23 protein-coding genes are annotated in these 24916 nt (G+C 39.0%); 9 read left to right on the top strand and 14 right to left on the bottom strand.

Annotated features, from left to right (window positions below; genetic code table 11):
• Nucleotides 1–26 precede the first annotated feature (26 nt).
• The 4 genes from D1013_RS09810 to D1013_RS09795 form a co-directional block, all read right to left on the bottom strand.
• On the bottom strand, nt 27–461 hold the full coding sequence (locus D1013_RS09810; protein ID WP_121848656.1) for a response regulator: 435 nt from the start codon (nt 459–461) through the stop codon (nt 27–29).
• A 53-nt stretch (nt 462–514) separates the two neighbouring features.
• Nucleotides 515–949, bottom strand: coding sequence for a DUF7793 family protein (locus D1013_RS09805; protein ID WP_121848655.1), 435 nt, complete (start codon nt 947–949; stop codon nt 515–517).
• 2 nt (nt 950–951) lie between these two features.
• Nucleotides 952–1359: a hypothetical protein gene (locus D1013_RS09800; protein ID WP_162987877.1), complete on the bottom strand. Its 408-nt coding sequence runs from the start codon at nt 1357–1359 to the stop codon at nt 952–954.
• A 190-nt stretch (nt 1360–1549) separates the two neighbouring features.
• Complete coding sequence (locus tag D1013_RS09795; protein WP_162987876.1) at nt 1550–5083, bottom strand: PAS domain S-box protein; 3534 nt, start codon at nt 5081–5083, stop codon at nt 1550–1552.
• Between the two features lie 475 nt (nt 5084–5558).
• On the opposite strand from D1013_RS09795, the gene D1013_RS09790 reads away from it, so the two are divergent.
• The 4 genes from D1013_RS09790 (at nt 5559) to D1013_RS09775 (ending at nt 7691) form a co-directional block, all read left to right on the top strand.
• Entirely contained in the window at nt 5559–6131 is a 573-nt protein-coding gene (locus tag D1013_RS09790) for an RNA polymerase sigma factor (protein ID WP_121848652.1), read from the top strand.
• 1 nt (nt 6132) lies between these two features.
• On the top strand, nt 6133–6321 hold the full coding sequence (locus D1013_RS09785) for a hypothetical protein (protein WP_121848651.1): 189 nt from the start codon (nt 6133–6135) through the stop codon (nt 6319–6321).
• An 18-nt stretch (nt 6322–6339) separates the two neighbouring features.
• Nucleotides 6340–7179, top strand: coding sequence for a mechanosensitive ion channel family protein (locus D1013_RS09780; RefSeq protein WP_121848650.1), 840 nt, complete (start codon nt 6340–6342; stop codon nt 7177–7179).
• Nucleotides 7180–7268: 89 nt separating this feature from the next.
• The gene (locus tag D1013_RS09775) at nt 7269–7691 is read left to right on the top strand and encodes a hypothetical protein (RefSeq protein ID WP_121848649.1); all 423 of its coding nucleotides are present in this window, start codon (nt 7269–7271) and stop codon (nt 7689–7691) included.
• Nucleotides 7692–7750: 59 nt separating this feature from the next.
• Here D1013_RS09775 and D1013_RS09770 read toward each other — a convergent pair whose 3' ends face one another.
• From D1013_RS09770 to D1013_RS09735, 9 genes are all read right to left on the bottom strand, one after another.
• Nucleotides 7751–8413, bottom strand: coding sequence for an SDR family NAD(P)-dependent oxidoreductase (locus D1013_RS09770; protein ID WP_121848648.1), 663 nt, complete (start codon nt 8411–8413; stop codon nt 7751–7753).
• Nucleotides 8414–8521: 108 nt separating this feature from the next.
• A complete protein-coding gene (locus tag D1013_RS09765; protein WP_121848647.1) occupies nt 8522–9409 on the bottom strand; it encodes a helix-turn-helix domain-containing protein in 888 nt (295 codons plus the stop codon).
• A 72-nt stretch (nt 9410–9481) separates the two neighbouring features.
• On the bottom strand, nt 9482–10951 hold the full coding sequence (locus D1013_RS09760) for an efflux transporter outer membrane subunit (RefSeq protein WP_121848646.1): 1470 nt from the start codon (nt 10949–10951) through the stop codon (nt 9482–9484).
• Nucleotides 10952–10966: 15 nt separating this feature from the next.
• Nucleotides 10967–14137, bottom strand: coding sequence for an efflux RND transporter permease subunit (locus D1013_RS09755; RefSeq protein WP_121848645.1), 3171 nt, complete (start codon nt 14135–14137; stop codon nt 10967–10969).
• 115 nt (nt 14138–14252) lie between these two features.
• Nucleotides 14253–15467 carry an efflux RND transporter periplasmic adaptor subunit gene (locus D1013_RS09750; RefSeq protein ID WP_121848644.1) on the bottom strand — a complete coding sequence of 405 codons (1215 nt, stop codon included), beginning with the start codon at nt 15465–15467 and terminating at the stop codon, nt 14253–14255.
• Nucleotides 15468–15602: 135 nt separating this feature from the next.
• Nucleotides 15603–16046, bottom strand: coding sequence for a hypothetical protein (locus D1013_RS09745; RefSeq protein ID WP_162987875.1), 444 nt, complete (start codon nt 16044–16046; stop codon nt 15603–15605).
• A gap of 308 nt (nt 16047–16354) precedes the next feature.
• A complete protein-coding gene (locus D1013_RS09740; RefSeq protein ID WP_121848642.1) occupies nt 16355–16621 on the bottom strand; it encodes a hypothetical protein in 267 nt (88 codons plus the stop codon).
• Between the two features lie 59 nt (nt 16622–16680).
• Nucleotides 16681–16839 (bottom strand): hypothetical protein, encoded by a 159-nt coding sequence (locus D1013_RS20365; protein WP_162987874.1) that lies wholly within the window; start codon nt 16837–16839, stop codon nt 16681–16683.
• 186 nt (nt 16840–17025) lie between these two features.
• On the bottom strand, nt 17026–18474 hold the full coding sequence (locus D1013_RS09735) for a BLUF domain-containing protein (protein WP_121848641.1): 1449 nt from the start codon (nt 18472–18474) through the stop codon (nt 17026–17028).
• A 279-nt stretch (nt 18475–18753) separates the two neighbouring features.
• On the opposite strand from D1013_RS09735, the gene D1013_RS09730 reads away from it, so the two are divergent.
• On the top strand, nt 18754–19800 hold the full coding sequence (locus D1013_RS09730; RefSeq protein WP_121848640.1) for a helix-turn-helix domain-containing protein: 1047 nt from the start codon (nt 18754–18756) through the stop codon (nt 19798–19800).
• Nucleotides 19801–19927: 127 nt separating this feature from the next.
• Here the strand turns inward: D1013_RS09730 and D1013_RS09725 are convergent, their stop codons facing one another.
• Nucleotides 19928–21076: a sensor histidine kinase gene (locus D1013_RS09725; RefSeq protein WP_121848639.1), complete on the bottom strand. Its 1149-nt coding sequence runs from the start codon at nt 21074–21076 to the stop codon at nt 19928–19930.
• 310 nt (nt 21077–21386) lie between these two features.
• Between D1013_RS09725 and D1013_RS09720 the strand changes: the two genes are divergently transcribed.
• From D1013_RS09720 to D1013_RS09705, 4 genes are read left to right on the top strand one after another with little or no spacing between them, the layout of a single operon-like run.
• Entirely contained in the window at nt 21387–22037 is a 651-nt protein-coding gene (locus tag D1013_RS09720) for a TetR family transcriptional regulator C-terminal domain-containing protein (protein ID WP_121848638.1), read from the top strand.
• Nucleotides 22038–23375, top strand: a complete 1338-nt coding sequence (locus D1013_RS09715) for an ABC1 kinase family protein (RefSeq protein WP_121848637.1) — start codon at nt 22038–22040, stop codon at nt 23373–23375.
• Entirely contained in the window at nt 23368–23508 is a 141-nt protein-coding gene (locus tag D1013_RS09710) for a DUF2256 domain-containing protein (RefSeq protein ID WP_121848636.1), read from the top strand. The genes D1013_RS09715 and D1013_RS09710 overlap by 8 nt, the downstream gene beginning before the upstream one ends.
• Nucleotides 23481–24797 carry a DASH family cryptochrome gene (locus tag D1013_RS09705; protein ID WP_121848635.1) on the top strand — a complete coding sequence of 439 codons (1317 nt, stop codon included), beginning with the start codon at nt 23481–23483 and terminating at the stop codon, nt 24795–24797. Before D1013_RS09710 ends, D1013_RS09705 begins: the two co-directional genes overlap by 28 nt.
• The last annotated feature ends 119 nt before the right edge of the window (nt 24798–24916 follow it).

The raw sequence follows: 24916 nt of genomic DNA, 5'->3' as shown, positions 1-24916 counted from the left end.
GATTAGCAGTTGGTATGGCCAATATATTAACCGAGATCAACGTTATCGGGTTCAGGCTTAAAAGCCTCGACAATTTGCCTAATTTTCGAAGCGGTCAGGGGTTTGCCTATAAATCCGTCACAAGCCTCGTGTTTTTCGGCATTCATTATATACTCAAGTTTGGTGGTAGAAGAAAGCACTATGGTTTTTACGGGCAGCCGATTCGACTTTTTAAGTTCAGACAATCCATCTAAAAAACCAAAACCATTTAGGCCGGGCATATTAATATCAAGAATAATGATATGGGGCATTTCCGCTTTCGAATTTCCCTTTGAAAACGTTAGTGAAAGCAAGTCATCCAATGCTGATTGGGCATTATCATACTTAGCAATATCTTGGTTACCCAATTCAAGCTCTATCATTCTCTGACAAACGAAAAGGTCTATTTCGTTGTCATCTATCAACATAAAATTTATTCTCATAACTCTAAGCGATTAAGGTTTTCACCTTCAGGCATATTTCCCTAAAATTTTTATCAGGACTTTAATTTTGTCGGGTGGTCAAACTCCTTTTTATAATTCAAGCAATGTTCTTTTGCCTTGGAAAGGTCATTGAAAATGGCATATGGTATTTCGGTGTGATAAATTCTTTTATAAGCCCTAACCAGTAGGTTGATGGCAAAGGAATTTACCACGTACACCTCACAGACAGCTATCTCTAAATTATTAAGACCTCGAGCCAAGTGTTGTGCACCCTCTACCGAAATGGTTCCTTTTACATCTCGCAAATCGAACAGAATTGGTACGGGCTGCCCTTTTGAAAGAGTTTTCATAGCATTCAAATACTTCTTGGCCGTCAACTGATCAAGTTTTTTAGCTTCATTCGTGTTCATCAACTTGCAGCATAGTATGCCACTATCGTCTCTCCAAAATGAGGCATTATTTTCTAGTTTCATTTGGTCATTGCTCATAATTAAATTTCGGTAGGGTTGATGGTTTCAGACATTCGCATACAATAGTTTTCAGCTTTTACCGAGCTATTGAATATGTGATTAAAAAAGGCATTGCCTTTCAAAATACAATAGACCATCAGGTACATTCTCATTAAGAATGACTGTACCAAGAATGTTGGTCTGTGCATACCAATATCATTCAGTTTGTAAGGGGACAATATTTTAAACAGGTTGATCAGTTCTCTTTTGGGTACTTCTCGAAGATCGATAAGTAATGGTAGGTACTTGCCTTTCGACAAGAATTTGATTCTTTCAGAGAACCCTTCTGAAAAACCCTCCTCCAGAAAACTTAAATCGAAATGATTTTCGATGGAACATTTGATGATGTTGGAATCAAGTCTAAATGATGCCCCATTAATTTGAACCATGCTTCTCCCTTTTTTAGAAACTTGAAAGTCAATTGACATGCCAAAGTCCTGAAAAAAGAATGGCCGGTTTTGTAACAAACTGATTTACAGAGATATTAAAAAACAGACGAGTACTTGTGAGAAAATTCTAGTTAACGGAATACCGTGAGCTTACTATTTCTCATTTTAAACATCACGGAATACCGTGACCCTAAACGGGCTTTTTGATGCCCAGCTTAGACATTTTATCGCGTAATGTACTGGGCTTTAACCCTAGAAGTTCGGAAGCTCCATCCTTACCGGAAATTTTCCAATGGCACTTTTCAAGTACTTGAAATATATGTTTACGCTGTACGGCATCTAAGGATAGTTCGGAATCTTTGATTGAGACCTTTGTCTTTTTTTCACCATTATCAAAACCGGGAATGACAAGAGTATCACCATTGGATAAGATAGAGGCCCGTTCGATTAGATTCTCAAGTTCGCGAATATTTCCTGGCCATGCGTAGGCTTTGAGTTTTTCCATGGCCTTGTCGGTCACGTATTGAATCTTTTTTGAATACTCTTTATTGAACTTATCTACAAAATGTTCTACCAATAGTGGAATGTCTTCTTTTCTATCCCTAAGAGCAGGAACCTGAATGGGAAATACGTTCAAACGAAAGTAGAGATCTTCACGAAACTGCTTTTTCTTTATTTCTTCTTGAAGGTTTCTATTGGTTGCAGCAATAACCCTCACATCTAATTTTTTCACACCGGTACCGCCAATCATTTCGATTTCACCCTCTTGCAAAAACCTTAAAATTTTTGGTTGCATATCAATTGGCAACTCCCCTATTTCATCTAAGAACAAAGTGCCCCCATCGGCCAATTCACATTTGCCGACCTTATCGGCAAAAGCACCTGTAAAAGATCCTTTTTTATGTCCAAAAAGTTCACTCTCTATCAACTCTCGCGGAATAGCTGAGCAATTTACCTTTATCAGCGGTTGATCGTTTCTTAGACCTATATTGTGAATGGCCCTGGCCAATAGCTCTTTGCCCGTGCCCGACTCGCCGAGTAAAAGCACGGTTGCATTGGTCTCGGCAACCTTTTCGACCTCGGAAAGAACGTTACTGAATTCCGCGCTGCCATATACCATTTCCTCAAAATTGAAAACTAAATCAAGTTCGTTTCTCAAGTATACATTTTCCTGCTCCAATTTGTTTCGAAGTTTTTGCAACTCTGTATTGGCCTTTGAAAGTTCCGAATTGCTTGCAATCAACTTATCCTCTGCCAATTTTCTCTCACTACTCTCGACCATTAACGACACGATACTGGCAATTGAAGTGGCAAACTCTTGCTCATCAGCTGTCCACTTACGATTACTATCCCCGACATGTTCAAAACAGATAATGCCGTAATAACCTTCGGCACTACTAATAAAAACATCCATTAGGGAACGGATATTACTCGGTTTTAAATAATCTGCGGTAAATCGCCTAGTAACGGGGTCTTCCCAAGCATCATCAATAAGAACGGTCCTGTTTTTTTCAAGGGCCTCAAAATATTCTGGGTTATCTTTTTTGCTCAAAATACCTCCCGCCGAATGCTGCCCTGAACTTAGGGTAAAAAGATGCTCACATTTAATGGTGTCTCTATCATCGTTCAAACTCCAGATACTTACTCTTTCCACATTCAAAGTGGTCGAGGCCAACTTGGTAATTTCGCTCAATGAATTTTTGAATCCCCCACCGACCAAACTGGCCAGTTTTAAAATAACATCTTTCTTTTTGGAGGATTTAATAGCACTGTCTTCTAAAATTTGTTGCGATCGGTATTCTTCAGAAATATCTTTCATAGTGCCAAAAAGTGCAATAACATCCCCTTTATCATCGGTTATATGGCCCGTTAGAAATGTGGCCTTAAAAACCTCACCACTTTTTTTAATGAAATCAAAATGAAAGGAAGGCGCCTCACCTGCCGCAACTTTTTCGTTCGTTCGGGCAATCTCTTCAAAATCTTCCGGCTTGGCAAACGGATAGGGTAATTCCATACCGACCAATTCCTCTTTCGAATACCCTAAAATCTTACAAGTAGAATCGTTCACCATGATTATCTTACCGGATAGATTCACAATAATCAGCCCCTCTTGCATTGACATGACCAAGCTATCTGTAAATTCTTTGGCCAGTCTCAGTTCATCTTCTGCTTTTTTGCGATCGGTGGTATCGATGATGGTCGCAAAATAGGTTTGACCGGTCATATCGGGATTGGTAAAACTTGATACCATCACGTCAACATTAAACCTGGTACCATCTTTCTTCATGTAAACGGTCTCAAAATTTTCGAGCTCTTTACCCTGGGCTATTTTCTCATGCCTTCGGTTCGACTCTTCTTCAATTTCAGGTGGTGAAAACGGATAAGGGCACGCTTTACCTAAAAGTTCTTTTTCCGTAAAGCCCGACATTTCACAAAAAGCAGGGTTCACTTTACTTATTTCTGTCTTCATGTTAAAGACCACCAAACCCTCTCGCATCGATTCTATTAGGGCTTCAGAGTATTCTTTTTGAGACCTTAGGTTCGATTCGGCACGCTTTAACTCGGTTACATCATGAATAATCCCAATCAAAAACCGCTTACCATTTTTATCGACAAATCGTGTCTTTTTCGTAGAGATCAATCTGGTTTCAGTACCCCGAACGGTTAGGCTTTCTAAATTCACATTTTCCAATCCGGTTTCTAATACCTCTCTATCGATTTTTAAGAAACTGTCTCTTTCGTCTTCATTAACATCTTCTGCTAGGGATTTTCCAATGATATCGGAGCGTTTGAGATTAAAAATGGAACAAAAGGCATCGTTTACAATCAATAACCTGCTTTCTGAATCTTTTACAAAAATGGGGTCACCAATGGTATTGATAAGGTTATCTAGGTAATTTTCGTTCTCCGAGAGCAATTGCTCAATCTTTTTCAGATGGGTAATATCGGAGTAATAAATGGTCAACCCATCAGGATATGGGTATGCGCGAACTTCGAACCATTTATCAAAGGGCTCGTAATAATCTTGTAACTGCTGTTTACTTTGTGTGGTAACCGCATTATAACAAAACCTGTAAAAGGCACTGCCTACCAAATCGGGAAACTCGTCCCAAATATTCTTACCTATAAGGTTTTCACCTTTAACCGCCAGCAATCGTTGGGCCGTGTCGTTAATGTAGGTGTATCTCCACTTTGTATCTAACGATAAGATACCGTCTGAAATATTGTTGAGCGTACGGTCCAAGACTCCAAGAAGGTTTTTGGATGTATATAACTCGATTGTTTTTCGCGTGTATTTCAAATTCTCGAGTATTTCACCCTTATTTCCTTTTAGCCTTGATTGCCCATGTAGATTATTCAATGGCTCTATCAAAACCAAACAGGCCATCGGACTTACCTGTGTGTTAAAAAGGGCGGACAGCGAAACGATAACAGGTATTACCACTTGATTCGTACTCTTATAGCTTGTTTCAAATTCTTCCGAAATACCCGAATTAAAGACTTTCTGTACGTGTTGAAGAAACTCAGCACTGCCTTTTGAAGTTCCGAAGGTTAGAGACGATTTACTATCTGTCAAATCCGGTCTTTCTGACCCCGATAGATGGCAAAATGCATCATTTGCTAAAAGCACATTTCCTTCACCATTTAAGATAATCAAAGGGTGTTGAACACTTTCAATATAAGTATCGGTAAAACCAAACTTATAGCGGAGTTCTCGAATCAATATGTCGTTTAAATTACTCGGCACGGTCGGGTGAAAAAAGAAATCTAATTAATAGTCGTGATTAATTACATCCTTACAGCAATTTTTTTTAACTCACATGTAATTAAGCACTTATAAAGTAAATAAAAAAATTATTTGGGTTAATACATGACTTAGGGTTTCAATATATTCTTAACGTAAATCTGATTTCCACCAATCTGTATTCTTACACTTTTTCTAAAATTCGGCATTTAAGTCATCTCTTATTCAAATTTGAACCGCTTGGTAATTCATAAATCACCTCTATTCAATTTGATAGAGTCCACCCAAAGAATGGATTTTAATTAATTTTGCCGGCCTTTTAAACAATTCGTAAGACACTGAATTCTAAATAATTAAAACCAAAACTCACTTTATTTGAAATTTTCCTTTCAAAAAAAGTGACTTAATGCACCTATCGGTGTCTAAATAAATAACAACCAAAAGTTCCCATGTTTTGAGCAAGTTCACATTACGCGATGCGATTTCCGATGAGGAACTGGTCAAAGAAGTTACTAAGACCAAAGATCCAGAAATTTTCGGTCAACTCTATGATAGATATGTCAGCAGAGTATACAACAAATGTTACGGTTTTTCAAGAACACCCGCTGAAGCTGAAGATTTGACCCAAGATGTATTTCTAATGCTCTATTTAAAGATCGGAAAGTTTAAAGGCTATTCAAAATTCAGCACTTGGCTCTACTCATTCGTATATAATTTCTGCGTTAATCACGTCAACAGAAATACCCAACGAAAAATGGCCGACCGAACCCGACATCTCGATGAGCGAGATGATGAAATCTTATTGAATGTTTCAGATCAGACCCTGCTTCAATTATCGGTAGAGCGGCTGAAGAAAGCAATGAATATCATTAGACCGGAAGATAAGGCGATGCTATTACTTAAATACCAAGACGATGCGAGCATAAAAGAATTGATGGCACTGATGAACCTTTCTGAAAGCGCTGTTAAAATGAGACTTAAACGGGCCAAAAGTAGAGTGGTTCAAGAATACAATAAAATCAAATGATATGAACAGTAACAATGCCTTTAAAAAATTGGAGGATAACGTCAGAAGCGTACCACCTGATATGCGGCAAAAAGTGATGAAAGATGTTGCAATGGCCAAACTACTAATGGATTTTACATTTTTCGTAACTGACAATTATCCCGCTGCACTCAAAAGGCTTTTCAGAACACTTGACAATAACGAAAACTAAACACTGACCAATTTATTTATGACAACAATCAACGAATGGAAAGATGTAACATTGGAATCTTTCAAATCAATGGGCGAAAAAATCGGTAATACCATTCCTAAGCTAATTGGGGTATTTTTCGTTCTTCTTATAGGATGGATCATTACCAAACTACTATTAGTTCTGCTCAAGAAGATTTTACTTCTAATAAAAATCGACAGCTTTGGAGAGAAATTCAACGAATTGGATATTCTTGAAGGAAATCAAATTCAAGTAAACATCTCAGAGGTGCTCTTAGGCTTCGCCAAGTGGGCCATCTATCTGATTTTTTTGACGGTTGCTGCCGATATTATGGATTGGAATATCGTTTCAACAGAAATAGGCAATCTATTGCGGTATTTGCCCAAGCTCTTTAGCGGAATTATTCTCTTCATCTTCGGAATTTATATAGCCACGCTAATCAAAAAGGCCATAAGTACGCTTTTTGGCTCAATGGGGCTCAATGGCGCCAAGTTTATCGGAACCATCATATTCTATCTAGTTGCGGTGTTCTTCACCATTTCAGCACTAAACCAAGTGGGTGTCGATACAACGATTATAACCAACAATGTTACAATGATAATGGGCGCTTTTCTCTTGGCCTTGGCATTGGGCTTTGGTTTCGGTTCGCGAGAAGTCATAAACATATTACTGCTCACCTTCTATACCCGCAAGAAATATGCAATTGGTGACTTGGTAGAAATTGATGGGCTTGAAGGTAAAATCGAGTCCCTAGACAATTTAAGCGTAACGCTTCAAATTAATGATGAAAGCGTAGTTCTGCCTATTAGAGAACTGGCCTATAAGAGAATTAAGATTAAACGGCGATTTGTTAGTTGATTATTGTCGCTTTGGAAGGGGTGGAATTGATGTCAGTGTTCCGCCCTTTCCTTTTTTACTTTTTCTAATTTCTCTCAACCAATTATTGAATGGCCCATATTGAATATGCCAAACTTTCAATGGAAAGAAAACCTATTGAAAGAACCATTTGTGAAATTCTTACCGCAGAGGTTAGAATCAATTTTAGCCCTCTTGTTATAGAAAAGCAGAAGCTTTTTAACTTACAATTATTTCTGGTCGATGCAATCGAGGGTTTTCCGGAAGCTTTTGCTTACACAGGGGAAAAACTGCAAAAATTCGGTGAGGCAGGCCTTTTGGTCTACAAAACTATTTTCTTGAAAGCTTTTAAGAATGGCATTACGGTGAAGAAAGACCTTTGCTTTAAGTCTGGAATACCGAAAAATGTGAACGGCGTTCGTTTGTATGCTGAAATATTTCCCGCATCGGGCGGTATTTCTAAATGGTCGAACAAATATTTCTTTGAAATCGAACTTGGCGGGTCGAAAGAATAAGTTTACCCGTCTTAATTAAAAAATAAACAGACTCAACTTTCGGGAAGAATTTAATGCCCTTACCTTTTGATCATAGACACAAATTCATCTTTTACCCCATCACAGATCATGACCGAATTATGGGTACAGTTTTTCATCGTAACAGGATCAAAACTATACATTTTAATTTTAGAAGGTTTAAATTCTTTGCATTGCAAGTGGGTAAACATATTCAATGCCGCTTTTGAGGTACAATAGGCAGTAAGGCTATAACCGGAATAGCAAAAACCATCATCTTTCATTTTACTGATATCACCTAATGAGCTGGTGATATTAATAATACGGGGGTCATCGCTTTTTTTCAACAAAGGTTTGAGTACCTGTATAACCCGTATTACCGAAAAGAAGTTAATTTCATAAACATCTTTAATATCATCGATGTGTATCTGGTCGATTTTATGACCAAAACCATTGACAATCTCGGCATTGTTGATTAACAAATCTAACTTACCATACGATTCACAAATTGTTTTTTCGAGTGTTGCCAAACTTTTCTCAGAAGTAAAATCGACTTCTATCAGTTCGTAATCAGGTTCAACCTCTCCATCCTCAAAAAGCTTTTTGTAACTACCTTTACAAGCGGCAAGTACCACTTGATAATGGTTGTCTTTAAGGATTTTCGCAAATTTCCTGCCCAATCCGTTACCAGCTTCCGTAACCACGGCAACATTCTTCTCATTCATTACAATCCATTTTAAAACATTTTACAAATTTAGTATATGGCTTTTCATAGTTAAAAACATTTGGTTTCTATTTAGTTAGTTGGTTATACGCACTCTCTTTTATTCACTTTACATTCTTCTGAATTGATTCGGTGTCACACCACTCAAATTCTTGAAGAACCTCGTAAAATGTGTTGGTTCTTGAAAATTCAGGCGATAGGCAATTTCAGCAATATCGAGCCCCGAATATTTTAATAGACTTTTACTTTCCATCAAAAGCCGTTCCTGAATAATATCTTTCGCACTTTTACCGGTCAATTTCTTGATGGTCGTGGTCAGGTAATTAGGTGTTATGTTCAATTCGTCTGCATAATCGCTTACGTTCTTCGTATCTACGTACATTTTATCGACCAATGCCTCAAATTTGTTCGCTATAATCTGTGACCGACTCAAATGGTTCTCCGTCGTTTTATGCCGTTCATAAATCGCCTTGCAATAATAAAGTAGAGATCCCAGCATACCCTCTAACATTTTTTCTTGATACGGATGCGGACTCTTAAATACCGAGTGCATTCTTTCTATATCAAAATTCAGCGATTCGTGCTCTTCTTTTGTCAACATCATCACACTATTCTCGGTCATCTTCAAGAACGGAAAATCTTTGTTAAGGTCAGGAAAAGTGTTGATCAAAAACTCTTTTCTGAACATTACATAAAAACCCGACATCTTTTCATCCCGCACCCACGAGAACACTTGACCCGGTACTACAAACCACAAGGGAAATTCTTCAAGCTCGAGTAAATCGGTATTCAGGTTGAGTTCGCTCGTACCCGTATAGTTCAGTAACCCGATTTGATAAAACCCTTGACGATAGGGCGGCATACACCTTCTTGCAGAAACCCCCATTTCTTCCACTTCAAACACATCGAAATTTGGGATGTGGCTTCTATGGGAAAAACCGATTGCCTCATGAAGGTCATTAGTATTTTCAAAAACTGGTATATCAGCCTTGCTCATAAATATTTGGATGGGTCGGTAGTACCGAAACTTAGTCTCTAACTACCGACACACCTTACACTGTTGGTTTTGTTAGTTGTCATCGGCCTTGGCCAAATGCATGGTTTCAAATTTAGTATTCAATTCTTCTTCAGAGATAATCTCCCATCCGCCTCCCAAGGCTTTATAAATGGCTATCAAAGAAGTGGCCGAAGAAATTTCGCTTAGGGCCAGGGCATTCTCGGCCTGAAGCAACACATTATCGGCATTAAGGTAATCTATAAAACTGTCCAATCCAGAATTAAAACGTTGCTTGGCAAAATCAGCGGCTTTGGCACTAGCCTCCGAAGAAATTCTCAATATTTCCCTTCTTTGCAGCTCTTTGGTATAATTGCTTAAAGAAGTCTTTATTTCCTCCAAGCCCTGTAAGACCGATTTCTCATATTGATTGATCGCTGCTATGGTCAAGGCATCGTTTCTATTGATTTGTTGCTTTACCCTACCTAGGTTAAATGCCGCCCAACTAATACTGGGCACCAATGACCAGGTGAAAGATGGCTTCTCGCCAAAATTTGCAAAATCTACCGCAGAAAAACCTACCGAACCACCAAATTCTATTTTTGGATATAGTTCCGCCACGGAAATATTGTAAGCTGCAATTCGAGTTTGAAGAGCGGCCTCCGACTGGCGAATATCGGGCCTTCTTCTTAGCATTTCACGAAGGTCACCTAAGGCGACCGTAGCTGGAAGACTTGGTAACGGTTTTTTATTGATCAACTCGTCATCTAAGTTACCAGGAACCTCACCAATCAAGACACTTATACCATTCTTTAAGGCCTCGATTCTAGCTTCCAACGGGGGAATACTGGCTCGGGTACTTTCGAGCTGGGCCAAGGCCCTGGAGACGTCAAGGCTATTACTCGTGCCGGCCTCGGACAATTTTACCGTAAGGTCGTATGTGTCTTTTTGGCCTTTCAAATTACGATTGGCGATATCCAACAAATATTGAGTGCCACGCAGTTGCATATAACTATTGGCCACCTCAGCAAATATACTGACATACATACCGTGCATATCTGCCAGTGCTAAATTGCTATTGGCGTAAGCACCTTTAATTCTATTGGTTACCCTACCAAAAAGGTCTGTTTCCCAAAAAGCATCAAAACTTGCGTTATACGTGCTATAAGTAGGGTTGCTACCTTGTACAAAAACGTTTTCACCTAATCGGGTGCGCGTATAATTACCGTTAGCGGTGACCGTAGGAAGCCTATCCAATCTATTTTCTTTTAAAAGAGCACGCGCAGCATTGTAATTGGCAACTGCCGAATTGATATCTAAATTATGCCTTCTTGCCTTTTCGATAAGGCTGTCAAGAATTGGGTCGTTGAACTCTGACCACCATTCTTTTGCAATACCAGATTGGGTAAAGGCCTTCTCGGTAATTTCTTCCTTTAGAAAATCATCGGTTACCTCTACTTGCGGCTGTACATTAAAATCACGTTTTGAAACACCACAAGAAACCAAAATGATTGCTATTGCTATTAATGTTATCGACTTTTTCATTACTGTTTTCTAGTTCTAGTTATGTTGATGTGCCAGTACTACTTTTTCTTGTGGAGCTCTTTTAGCGGACCATTTTCTGCCCAGATAATAGAATATCGGTGTCAAGAAAATACCGAACAAGGTTACCCCGAGCATTCCACTAAATACCGCAATACCTAACGACACTCTTAATTCCGCGCCCGCTCCGGTAGCAAGTGCCAATGGCACTACGCCAAGAATAAATGCCATTGCTGTCATTAAAATCGGGCGTAACCTTAGTTTCGAAGCCTCTATCACCGCCGTTTTCAAATCTTCACCCTGATCTTCTAACTGTTTGGCAAATTCAACGATAAGAATCGCATTCTTACTCGCCAAACCAACCAGTACCACCAAACCGATCTGTACCATGATATTATTGTCAAGACCCGCCAAATCGACCCCTATCATGGCCGAAAGCAATACCATAGGAACGATGAATATCACTGCAAGTGGCAATACCAAACTTTCGAATTGGGCCGCCAACAAGAGAAAAACAAACACTACGGCCAATAAAAATGCAATGCCCGCTGTGTTGCCCGCTTCCCGTTCTTGGTAGGCAATTTCCGTCCATTGAAAAGATATACCCTGCGGAAGTATTTCCGCTGCCAATTCTTCCATTCTATCCAATCCTTCACCAGAACTATAGCCGGGTGCAAAATCACCGTTCAATGAAGCCGAGGGATAAAGGTTGAACCTTGGTATTCTTGAAGGCCCCGCAATGTCTTTCTGTTGCGATACCGTACCTAAAGGAACCATCTCTCCCTTCTTATTGCGCACCTTGATCCTAGAAATATCATCGGGGGTCAACCTATTGGGTGCGTCTGCCTGTGCTGTCACCTGAAAAGTTCTTCCTAAATAATTGAATTCGTTCACAAAGGCCGAACCCATATAAATCTCCAACGACTGAAATATTTGGCCTACATCGATACCCAATTTCTCGGCTTTCACCCGATCCACATCCAAGAACAATTGTGGTGTTTGGTTATTAAAAAAGCTAAATACGTTACTCAGTATCGGGTCTTGATTAGCTGCCATCGCCAATTCGTTCGTCGCTTTCAGCAGTTCATCGGTACCCAAGTTGGCCCTATCCTGCACCATCATACGAAAGCCTCCGGCGTTACCGATACCCCGAACTGATGGGGGCGGAATAACTAGAACAATGGCATCATCGACTTGGGCGAATTTGGCCCTTACCGTTCCTAAAAGTTCTTCGTAACCTAGCCCTTTCTCATTACGGAGATTAAAATCTTCCAAGGTCAAGAAAACGGCCGCAGCATTGGATGCGTTGGTAAATGAGGCCGCATCGAAACCTGTAAATGACACTGCATTTTCCACTCCATCGATATCCAATCCTAAATCAAGCACCTCGCGTACTACCTTATCCGTTCTGGTAAGTGAAGATCCCGGCGGAAGCTGTACGATGGTAATAAAGTACTGCTGGTCCATAGCCGGAATGAATCCCTGTGACACCCTGTTGAATTCAAAGCCCGTAATGGCAATCAATCCGAAATAAACCACCATGACCATCATACCGGTTCTTACCAGTTTCTGAACCGCTTTACCATATCGCTCCGATAGCTTATCCATAAAGCTATTGAAACGATTACCTATGAATACAAAGGGCCTTAAAATAACATGCGTTTTCTTGGTACTCGACTTTTCTTCATGCTTCATTAGTAGCGCGGCCATGGCCGGACTAAATGTTAATGAAACGAAGACCGAAATGGCCGTGGCCACGGCAATGGTCATACCAAACTGTTTATAGAACTGGCCCGAAATACCTTCTAAGAATGCCGTTGGAATGAATACTGCAATCAATACCAAGCCAATGGCAACAAGGGCTCCCCCTACTTCATCCATCGTCTTGAAAGCCGCCTCTTTAGGAGATAGCCCTTTTGCCAGATACCGCTCCATATTTTCTACAACCACAATGGCATCATCGACCACAATACCAATGGCAAGCACCAAACCAAAAAGGGTAAGGTTGTTCAAAGAGAACCCAATGGCCTGCATAACCGCAAAGGTACCGATGAGCGACACAGGTATGGCCAGAATGGGGATGATAGCTGCCCTCCATGATTGAAGGAATAATAAAATCACCAAGACCACCAAAATTACCGCTTCGAATATCGTGTGATATACCTCATCAACCGATTTTTGAATAAACTCGGTTGGATTATATGCTATTTTATACTCTAGGTCTTTAGGAAAGTTCTTCGCAAGATCTTCCATTTTATCCTGTATTTGAGATGCCGTTTCCAGGGCATTTCCTCCAGGCTGTTGAAAAATGGGCATTGCAATTGCCGGGTCTTTTCCTAAATATCCCTTAGTCGCGTAATTCTGTGCACCAAGCTCTACCCGACCGATATCTTTAAGCCTTACGATTCGTCCGTCATCGCTAGATTTGATGATTACATTTTCGAACTGTTCGGTCGAGACCAGTTTACCCTGTGTCTGTATATTGACTTCAAAAGCAGACTGGCTTCCAGAAGGCAGGGTGTTGAGCGTACCACTAGCAATCTGAACGTTCTGTGCCCGCAAGGCACTTACCACCTCCCCGGCCGTAATATCGAGTGTCGCAATTTTATCAGGATTCAACCATATACGCATAGCATATTCCGCAGCACCGAATATTTGAATATCACCTACCCCTTTTATTCGGGCAAGTTCATCTTTCAATTGAAGTACCGCATAGTTACCCATATAAATTTGGTCATAGGTCTTATTTGGTGAATACATATTGACCACCATCAACATATCAGGTGATATCTTTTTAGTGGTTATACCTAATCTTTTCACCGATTCGGGCAACCTTGGTTCTGCAATGGCTACCCTGTTCTGTACCTGAACTTGGGCTTTGTCAAGGTCAGTGCCCAATTTAAAGGCAACTTGTAACACCACTCGCCCATCGGCCGATGATTGCGAAGTCATGTAAATCATGTCTTCTACTCCGTTGATTTCTTTTTCCAACGGGGCAGCTACACTCTCTGAAAGGGTTTGCGCATTCGCCCCAGGATAAACCGCCACTACTTCTATGGTCGGTGGTGCCACATCAGGAAACTGCGATATCGGCAAAGAGACATAAGCCAAACCACCCACAATCAAAATGAGTACACTAAGTACGGCAGCGAAAATGGGCCTTTTAATAAATATATGGCTGAACTTCATTTTTGGTTTCTGTTTTGAGAATGAGACTCCCGGTACCTATCCGAACACCTAATATTTTTAGATATTCGGATGGTATGAGAAGTTCCCTAATTTTAAATACTCTAGATTCTTAAGATTAATGGGCCTGTGCTACCTCTGTCAAATTATTGGTTTCGCCTTCAATGGCTACTTGTGATGGATTTACCACCATACCTGGCCTAATCTTCTGGATATTGTTCACAATTACCTTGTCTTCCGAAGAAATTCCGTCTCTAATAATTCTTAATCCGTTTGAGTGCAAGGGACCTAATGTCACAGTCTTGCTGACCACTTTATTATCTTCCGATAAGGTGTAAACAAATCGCATCGACTGATTGGTACCTATAACTTCATCAGGTATCATCAAGGCTTCATGTTCGGCACTTCCTAACAGGCGAGCCTTACCGAACATACCCGGTTCTAACAGATGGTCTTTGTTTTCAAGCACTGCCCTACTTTCAATGGTTCCCGAATTGTTATCGATTTCATTATCAACAAAATCCATGGTGGCTTCGTGAACAAATTCATCTTCGTCAAGCAATTGTATAAAGACAGGAATTCCCTCTGAACGGGCTTCGCCACGCTCACCGTTTCGGGCCAATCGTACATACTTCAAATAATCGGACTCACTTCCGGTAAAATAAAAGTGGATAGGACTAGTTGCCACTATGGTGGTCAGCAAGGTTGAGTTGGCACTACCACCATCGACAATATTACCCTCATTGACCCTGTCTCTACTGACCAATCCCGAAATTGGCGCTTTAACCTCAGTAAACTCGAGATTCAGTTTGGCATTGTTCACTTTTGCCTGTGCCAATTGAATGCTTGCCTCGGCATGAACCAAAGCTTGCTTTCTTCGGTCGTATTCCTCTATGGATAAAGCTCCTGTTTCTCTTAAAGATTCCACCCTTTCAAAATTATCTTGTGCTGTTTTAAGGGAAGCCAATGCTTGTGCATAGTTGGCTTCGGCCTCATCTAAAGCTATCTTGAACGGTCTCTGATCGATAACAAAAAGGGTCTGCCCCTTTTTCACATGTTCCCCATCTTGAAAATTCACTTTTTCAAGAAAGCCGCTTACGCGGGCGCGTACCTCTACCCTACTGCTGGCCTCGAACCTTCCGGTATATTCATCCCATTCGGTAATTCTTTCATAAACGGGCGTTGCTATTTCGACAGGCAAAGAAGCCATAGCCGCAGGCTGTTCTTGTTTTTCTTCCTCACTAGTGGTAAAAGCGAGTATAATTACTGCAATCAATAAACCTACAACCCCAAAGGCAAGGTTTCTATTGGTATTAAAATTTAGTTTTATCATGACTTTTAAAATTGATTCTTGTTTTCGTTAGCAAAATTATATGGGCGTTGCCCGTTATCGGTAACCATAATAGTTTCATAAATGACCAAAATCTTAACTCTCTATTTTATGGTTCTGGCTAGTGCTTTAAATAGTTTAATCCCATCCACCTAAAACTACCAGTCCATCTAAATATCCGTTTAGCGTGGTCAATCTCATAGTGTTATAAATTCCTGAAACGGTACCGGGTTCTAAAGAGTCTATATAGTGCAAATGCTTTTGTGCGAAGTATTTTACAAACGCATCTTTATCATCAGACTTTCTTGCTGCTTTTTTAAAGTGTTTTAGTATCTGTGTCTTTGCAATGGTCGTATCTGGAAAATAATAGACCTTATTCGTTAGCTTAGATTTTCTCAATTCATAGCGGTATTTGAAATCATCATCAAAAGCGATATAATTTGAGAATTGATCAAAGGCCTTTTCACTTTCCTCTTGACTGGATACGATTACCTCATCTAAATGAATGACCTTCTCTTGGGCACTTATAATGCTGCTTGACATTACTAAAAGTGCTATACTTACAAGTTTTAAAATTTTCATAGTGATGCTCTTTTGTGTGATTAGCTGTTTTAACGACACAAAATTACATGACGACCATGGCCAAAGAGCAACCAAAAAAAAGGGTTAAATGACCAATATCTAAGATTGGACATAAAACCTCATTAAAAATGGTCTATTTATATAAGTGGTAAAGCGTTAGGAAGGTTTGAATTGTAGACCTTAAAAAGAAGAGTTCAATAGAGGTAGTTACCTACTTTTATCGAACAGAAGCTACTGATTTAAAGGAAGTAGTTGATTTTGAATTAACGAAAGAGACCAAGTACAAGTACCAGCTATAAAACTCTTTTTCAGCTGATCACAGCATTTTTCTTAAGAAGCAAGATAATCTTTAGAAGAAGCTCTGAAAAAAGAAGAGCAAATTCATCGATAGATTCGACATTTATAGAGTTCTTAAGTCTACCCAAATACATATCCATTTCTATCTTGGTAGAAGGGTCTTCCAAGCCAAAACTGTTTAAATTGGAACTTAGCAAGCGGTAAGCGCCCTCAGCATGCTCACGATTATAAATGTCTGACTGGTATTCTTTCAACTGTTCTAGAACCTTCTTCATCATATACCCTTAAGATATTTTATTTCGAAACTGTAAAATGGTTTGGTGTTCTAAAAAAAAAATCAGAATCGGTCTTCAGAGTTGGCATGCGCGTAAGCATTTAACTCGATTTGATATGAAATCTTGTCATCACCATCCGTTCTATTTCGTTCCGTAAACTTCTGAGCGTACTGGGACAAAGCTTCAAGAAAACTATGATTTATTTTTAAATTGGCATCCATTATCTACTGATTTGACAGCAAAATGCCAATTAATTGAAAACAAGTGAAAATAATGTTGTCAAAATCTAACAATCTGTTACGAAAACGTTTTCGTAAGAGGTCTAGCAAAATAGTTTCTGCTCACAGGAAGTACCATCATTCCATTATTCAAGAAAATAGTCCTGCTGAAATAAAAGGAAAGGGATTCTAACCTTCAACCTGTACCCTAATACGATCACGTATACGCTGCCAGAACTGCAAATCTTTAATGGCGGTTTTAGAATCTGTATTCAAGATGGTTTTCATGTCAATTCCCAAATCCTTGGAAGCATCATCGTTACTGAACCTCTTTCTATCACTGATCAGTATCAACCCCCAATCATCAAAAATGCGGTCTTTTCTAGGGCCTTTCCAAAGAACTTCGACCTCGTCATGCCGCGAATCTTCGCCAATTAAGTCAAATAGCTCCAATACCTTCTTTTTGGGGCCTTCTATTAATTGAAAGAAATCATCACCATAATGTATCAAGCAGCCCGTTACCGAAATTATTTTGTTGTTACGGTCTGATTTCTTGACCAGTTCGGCCACCTCTGTATCTGAAAGATATAATTTGGCCTTTGACTTGTAGGTGAGCTCGAAGGTCCAATCTGATTGCTCAAAAGAAGAACGATAGTCTCTGGGCAACATGCCATATTTTTCTACAAAAATCTTTGAAAAATAACTTTTGCTGTTCAACCCTACTTCATCACAAACATTCGAAATGGGTATATTAGTAGTTTCCAAAAGTTCCTTCGCCTTCTCCAAACGCATATTTTTCACACATTCTGCCACGCTTTGGTTAAAGAGATACCTAAAAGCCTCCTGCAATTTTCTGGGATAGATTCCGCTCTTGTGCGCCAACTCTTTAACTGTGTGGGGTCTGGCGATATTTTTAGAAATATAGGTACAAAGGTGTACCACTCTTTCCAACTCGTTATCGGAGATATCTTGATGTTTTGCCGACCCGTTCAGCCCATCATGATCATCTAACTGTGCAGCTAAGGTGGCATAGGTTGCCGATTCGGTAATCAATTTACCCGCCAAATCAGTTCTTCGGTTTTCAATTAAGATTTTGGCGTGCTTTCCTATCGGGTTTTTAAGTCCGCCAATGAAACGGTAAGAGTCGCCATGTTCCATTTTTAAGACAATATCCCTCATTATAGAACTTACATTGCCTTTCGAATTGTTAGCTTTGACATTCAGTTTTTCCCTCAATAGAACAATGACCGAAATACGTAATTTGACCGAAGCGGGCAAGGTCAACGTATGCTCTTCTAGGTCGGAAGTAAGACTGATCAAATTTCTACCCTCTGAAACTATTTTCTCTCGTGAACCCGATTCGTACCTGTGCCGATAACTGCCTTCAAGGCAATAAATAAGATATAACGGAGAGAATTCGTTCTTCGTCAGTGATAAGACCAATTCATCGCGCAACTCGATATTATAGGTACGCACGATGATACCAGGGAACAGTTCATAAAGGTTAATATAACCCTTGCCGTTTTCGTTATCTAAAATGAGGGAAGATGCCCCGACACCCTCTTTAAAATCACCTCCTAAAGCAAGCGCCAACTTGCGCAAATGCTTAGAAGGGCATTCTTCATTTATTTTAAACATTTAATATAGTGTAGTAAAAGCTCTGGGGACAAACTAACTGGAAAGCTCAAAAAAGGAATGACAAATTTGGGTAAAAAATTAACATTTTACGCACAAACTGCCGTATGCCAATGATTTTCAAGATTGAATATCGATATTGGCCCTGCAATCATTGAAAATTTTAAATTTTTCAAAACAATGCTAAATTGCGAAATCAACCGAGCGGGCCTCATTATAGGCCAAGGATAAATTTCTTGTTTATCCGTAAAAAACCATACGAACTAACTGTTTGCGAATAAAATGAAAAGTATAAAGGTCAAATCACTTCCCTTGGGGGATGTTATTAAAAATATTGCATCAGAACTGAATACCGTATTTACCGAACATTGCGAAGAATACGTTTTAAAAATTCCGGACGAATATGGTAAAGGAGAAATTAGGGGAATCAACTTTGAAGGAGGCCTTGGCATTCTTCTCTACGACTGTCAATTTCTAGAAGACCTAGAGATTCAGTTTGTAGTAAACGAAGTACACCCTCTAAAATTTCTCTATTGTATTGAGGGCGAGCTTTTGCACCGGTTTGAAAACGATACCGTTGAACACAACATTAAACAGTTTCAAGAAGCAATAGTTGCCAGTGAAAAGCACAATGGACACATTCTGCGCTTCAAGAAAAATGTAAAGTCGAAGGTCAATAGCCTAGAAATTTCACGAAACACTTTTAGAAATAAAATTTCTTGCAACCTTAAGAGTGTAGACAAGAAACTAAATGATCTTTTTAGCGATACATTGGCCAAAAAGACCTTTTATCACGAAGGTTTTTACAGCCTGCAACTCTCGAATATTTTCGACGAGATGAAAAATTTTAAAGAGGAAGATTTCATAAGAAAGCTTTATTTAGAGGGAAAGGCCTACGAAATGCTCACCAAGCAAATTCTGCTTTATCACGATGACCTTAACGATTTGAACAAAACAGTTTTATTAAGACAATCTGAAATTAGACAAATCAAATCGGCGGTTGCCATAATCGAAGATGAAATTGCTAAGCTTGACAAAATCGATATCATCGCTTCTCGTGTTGGTCTTAACGTAAATAAAATGCAAGAAGGTTTTCAATATTTGTTCAGTAAAACGGTAAACGCCTATATTCAAGACTATCGGTTCAAAAAAATGCAAGAACTTCTGACCAATAGTGACCTTAGCATCTCTGAAATAGGCGATTTGGTCGGTCTTTCTAGCAAAAGTTATATCTCAAAAGTCTTTAAAGATAAGACCGGTACCACACCCAATCAATTTAGAAAAGATTATAAAGAATCAATGACCAAATTGAGGAAAAAGAATCTATAGTCGCCAATTCAAAAGGAATTTCTTTTTCTCTTTAAGAATTTAAACTACAGTTTCGATTGATAGGTGTTTTCAATAAAATTAGAAAGAAGAAGGTTCATCGGGGTATAGACCATATAGCACACTGGTCTCATTCAAAAGGAATGCATAAATCAAATTTAGCGCCTTGACCTTTTGAAGAGGATGTAATTACGAGCCCCCCATGATTGTCCATCACTTTTTTCACGATGGCAAGCCCAATTCCAGTTCCTGGGTATTTGTTCTTACTATGGGCTTGGTGAAAGACATCGAAAATTCTATGTTCATCCGATTGATCAAACCCAATACCTTCATCACTAAATGTAATGACCATAAAAAGGGCATCGGGGTCTTCACCCAATAAGCTTATATTACTAGCATTGACAATCTTGGTCTGTATGGTAATCCTCGGTGAGTCTCCGTCTTTGACGAACTTTATGGAGTTCTTCAAAAGATGTTGAAATACAATTTCAAATTGATGGGGAATCACGTTGGCATTGCCAAGCTTGCTATAAGAAATTTCAGCATTCGAGTCTTTTATGGTTCCTTTTAACAGATCTAAGACCCGAGCTAGCAATTGGTCTAGGTCTGTTTCCACAAATTCCTTTTCATTTTGACTTACTCTGGTAAAATCGGAAAACTCAGCAAGTATATCATCAACCTCTAAACCTGTTCTGTTTTGGTTTTCAAACGTCATATCCTCTTCAGAAGGGCCTTCTTGCGTTGACATGATATGGACTAGGCTTTCAGCCTTGCCATTTAAAACAGGAACCTTTTTCTTGTTCTGTATACAGGGAATCAAAATACCATCTACCGTATTTCCATCACACTTAATGGGTATGTAGCCAAACGTCCAATAATTACGGTATCTTTTACCCTCAAGCGATATATCTATACCTTGATCATCAAACCAATAAGTCATACCGGTTTGACGAACTTTCTGCAATGCAGGGCCGATTGTATCCCAAATATCTGACCAAGCCGTATCGGCATTAACCCCTAATATAGAGGGATGCTTTCCGGAATCATCTAGATAGGGTTTGTAAGCTTCATTGTAAAAGGAAACAAAATCTTCTCCCCAAAAAAGAAACATCGGAATTTGGGAGGAAAGTACTTGCTGCAGCACCGGTGTAAAGCATGGCGACCAGTTTTCCATTGTTCCCAAACTAGATTCTTTCCAATTTTTTTGACTGATTTCTTTTCCTACTTCTCCACTAGATTGTAAAAAGGGAAGCACATTTTTCGGGGAATTATATTGCATTCTAAAATTTATTCAAAACCACCTAAGGTCACTTTTAATAGAACAATGCTACTAATAAATATTCATTTATTGGCTAGGCATCGCAAGCTATTTCCTCATGCTTTTTGAAAGTTGTTCTTTCAAGAAAAAAACGGAGGCATTTACTTACAAGGTTTATTGTCATTTCATGCTTTCCCCTGCTATAATTGAGCTCTAGGAATAAATTGATGAATGAGACCGGGTTAAAACTACTTTAAAAGCACGTTAAAATTGTTTAACTCAATAAATAAATAGTTAAACATTTTGTACTTTTATATTCAAAGTAAAAGTTATGGCAAATACAAAGCAATTGACCCGTAAAGTACTTATCACTAAGTATATGAACCATGTTTTAGAACATGAACATTTTCCTAGTTCGATATATAAATTCTGTCAACAACAAAAAATCAAGGAACCCGAGTTTTATAGCTTGTATGGTTCTTTTGAAAGTCTTCAAAAAGGAATATGGAAAGAGTTTCATGACGAAACCCTGAAACTCATTCACCAAAACAAAGATTTTGAATCGTACTCTAACCGAAATAAGCTTCTTTCTTATTTCTTTACCATTTTTGAGATGTTCACTTTGAACCGAAGTTATATACTATTGGTTCTCAATCGCTATGAGATGCCCCTTAAGAATCTTGAACAACTGAAGGGTTTAAGAAAAGAGTTTAAGCTATTTGCCTCGCAACTGGCCGAAGTTTCCAATGAGAAAAAATCCATTAAGGTTCTTAAACAACCGAAAGGTCTTTTAGCAGAAGCCGCTTGGATACAATTTATGTTTTTGATCAAATTTTGGATGAACGACGATTCTCCTGCATTTGAAAAAACAGATGCGGCTATCGAAAAATCGGTAAATACCGCTTTTGACGTTTTTGACAATACCCCCTTGGAAAGCATCATCGATTTAGGAAAATTTCTTTGGAAAGAACAAATGGCTTAAATGAAAACACTGGATAGCATACCAACAGGAAAGCTCGAACGGGCCGGTAAATTAATGGGTACCGGCGCAAAGGTCGGGGTCAACTACCTAAAATACTATGGCAATCGACTCACAGATGGCCCCAATGCTAAGGATAAATTAGACCGTGATAATGCCGAGGATATTTATAACGGACTTAAACAGTTAAAGGGAAGCGCTTTAAAAGTAGCCCAAATGCTAAGTATGGAAAAAAACATACTGCCGCAGGCCTATGTTGAAAAATTCTCTTTGTCGCAATTTTCAGTTCCGCCCTTATCTCCACCTTTGGTCCGAAAAACTTTTTATAAAAGTTTCGGAAAATACCCCGAAGACCTTTTTGATGTGTTTACAGCTAGCTCTGTAAATGCCGCGAGTATCGGTCAGGTACACCAAGCCGAAAAAAATGGTAAAAAATTGGGTGTTAAGATTCAGTATCCTGGCGTTGCCGATAGTATTTCTTCAGATTTGGCGCTGGTTAAGCCCATCGCTATAAAAATGTTCAACCTGAAAGGTAAAGACAGCGAAAAATATTTCAAGGAAGTTGAAGGAAAGTTGCTGGAAGAAACCGATTACGAATTAGAACTTGCCCAAAGTAAGAGCATTACTGAAGCTTGTTCTTTTTTACCCCATATAGAATTCCCGAAATACTACCCTGAGCTTTCGAATAAGCGTATTTTAACCATGGATTGGATGGAAGGCCAACATCTATCGGAATACACCAAAACGGACTTTACTAAAGAGGTCGGTAATCAAATTGGGCAAACCCTATGGGATTTTTATATGTATCAAATTCATGGTTTAAAACAGGTACATGCCGACCCACACCCTGGAAATTTCTTGGTAGGAAAGGAAAATCAATTGATTGCCATTGATTTTGGATGTATCAAACAGATACCCGATGAATTCTACGTTCCTTATTTTGAAATGGCACAGAAAGATAACATCAACAATCCTCAAGTCTTTGAAGAAAAAATGATGGATTTAGAGATACTGCTTCCTACGGATAGCGAAAAAGAGAGACAATTTTTCTCCGAGGTTTTTCATCAAATGCTGAGTCTGTTCAGCAAACCTTTTCACGGTGATACCTTCGACTTTTCCGATCCATCTTTCTGGAACGAAATAGCCACACTTAGCGATAAGTTTCAAAATGACACCCAACTTCGTAAAATGAACGGTAATCGGGGTTCAAAACATTTTCTTTACATGAACAGAACCTTTTTTGGTCTGTATAATTTGCTACATGACTTGAAAGCTGAGATTAAAGTCAATGATTTTCAAAAGTATCTTTCTAAAGCTCAAACCCTAAATGTAATTGCTTAAAAAAGAGAATTTACCCAAAAAAATATGCCCTGTTTGTGAAAGACCGTTCTCATGGAGAAAAAAATGGGAAAAGAACTGGCAAGAAGTTAAATATTGCAGCGATAAATGCAGAATGAACCGAAAACGAGCCTAGTCTGGTTCAGAAACGACTTAAGAACATTTGATAATTCTTCTTTGACCAAGGCAAAGAAAAGCGGTAATCGTATTGTTGCAGTCTATTGCTTTGACCCACGCCATTTTCAGGCTGGCCCATTTTCCTTTAAAAAAACAGAAAAGTTCAGGGCAAAATTTCTTTTAGAAACCATCGAAGTTTTAAAAGAAAATCTAGAGAACTTAAACATTAGTTTATTCACCTACTTCGATCGACCGGAACATATTATTCCTCAATTGGTACAAAAGCTATCAGTGCACACCATATTCTTACAGAAAGAATGGACCTCAGAAGAAACATTTGTATTAGAAGAAGTAAAGCGTAAAACCCCTTCAACTATAAATTTTGTTGAAAGCTATGATCAATTTCTGTACCACCCCGAAGACATCTCGTTTGATATAGCAAAACTACCTAGGGTTTTTACGGAGTTTAGAAAAATCTGCGAAAATAAAAGCACCGTTAGAAAAGCATTACCATCGCCCGACAAGTTAGATCAAGAAAATAAGATTTCTAACGATACGGTTATTCCCAGTCTTGAAGATCTAGGTTATGAAACCTTTGAACTTCACCCCCAGTCTGCATTTTCTTTTCAAGGTGGAGAAATTGATGGACGCAACCGGCTTCACTCATACCTCTGGAAAACCAAGAAACTCCTAACCTACAAAAAGACCAGAAATGGCCTTATCGGAGCCGATTACAGTTCAAAATTATCCGCTTGGTTGGCCAATGGCAGTCTTTCACCACGTTTAATTTATTGGGAAATCAAAGAATTTGAACACCAAGTAGAAAAAAATGAATCAACTTATTGGTTGGTATTTGAACTAATATGGCGCGATTTTTTCAAATATGTTTCGCTAAAGCATGGTAATCAAATCTTTAAACAGCAAGGTATACTCAACCGAACCTATGAATGGGACGATAACGCTGACCTCATCGACCAATGGATCAACGGAAAAACCAAGTCAGCTTTCGTAAATGCGAATATGATCGAAATCAAAAAAACAGGTTGGATGAGCAATCGGGGCAGACAAAATGTGGCGAGTTATTTTGCCAAAGAGCTGATGCTTGATTGGCGAATAGGGGCTTCCTATTTCGAGTCAATGCTTCTAGATTATGATGTTCATAGCAATTATGGTAATTGGATGTATGTTGCCGGTGTTGGCAACGACCCTAGAGACCGAAAATTCAATGTTTCGCTTCAGGCCGAACGATATGATCCTCAAGGTAAATTTCAACAGTTATGGCTACAATCCAGTCTTTTTGATTTCTAGAGGTTCCTATACTTTATAATTGATTCGGAAAAGTTTCTTCTTCCCCTAAATCAACAAAGCTTTTAGTAATTGCATCTATATAAATTCTAAAACTGCTCATGTTTTAGGTTCATAAGCCC

Origin of the sequence: Euzebyella marina (assembly GCF_003687485.1) — a bacterium.
In the GTDB taxonomy this organism is placed as follows: domain Bacteria; phylum Bacteroidota; class Bacteroidia; order Flavobacteriales; family Flavobacteriaceae; genus Euzebyella; species Euzebyella marina.
The sequence above is the reverse complement of the archived record's forward strand: the minus strand, read 5'-3'. Positions and strand labels throughout refer to the sequence as shown.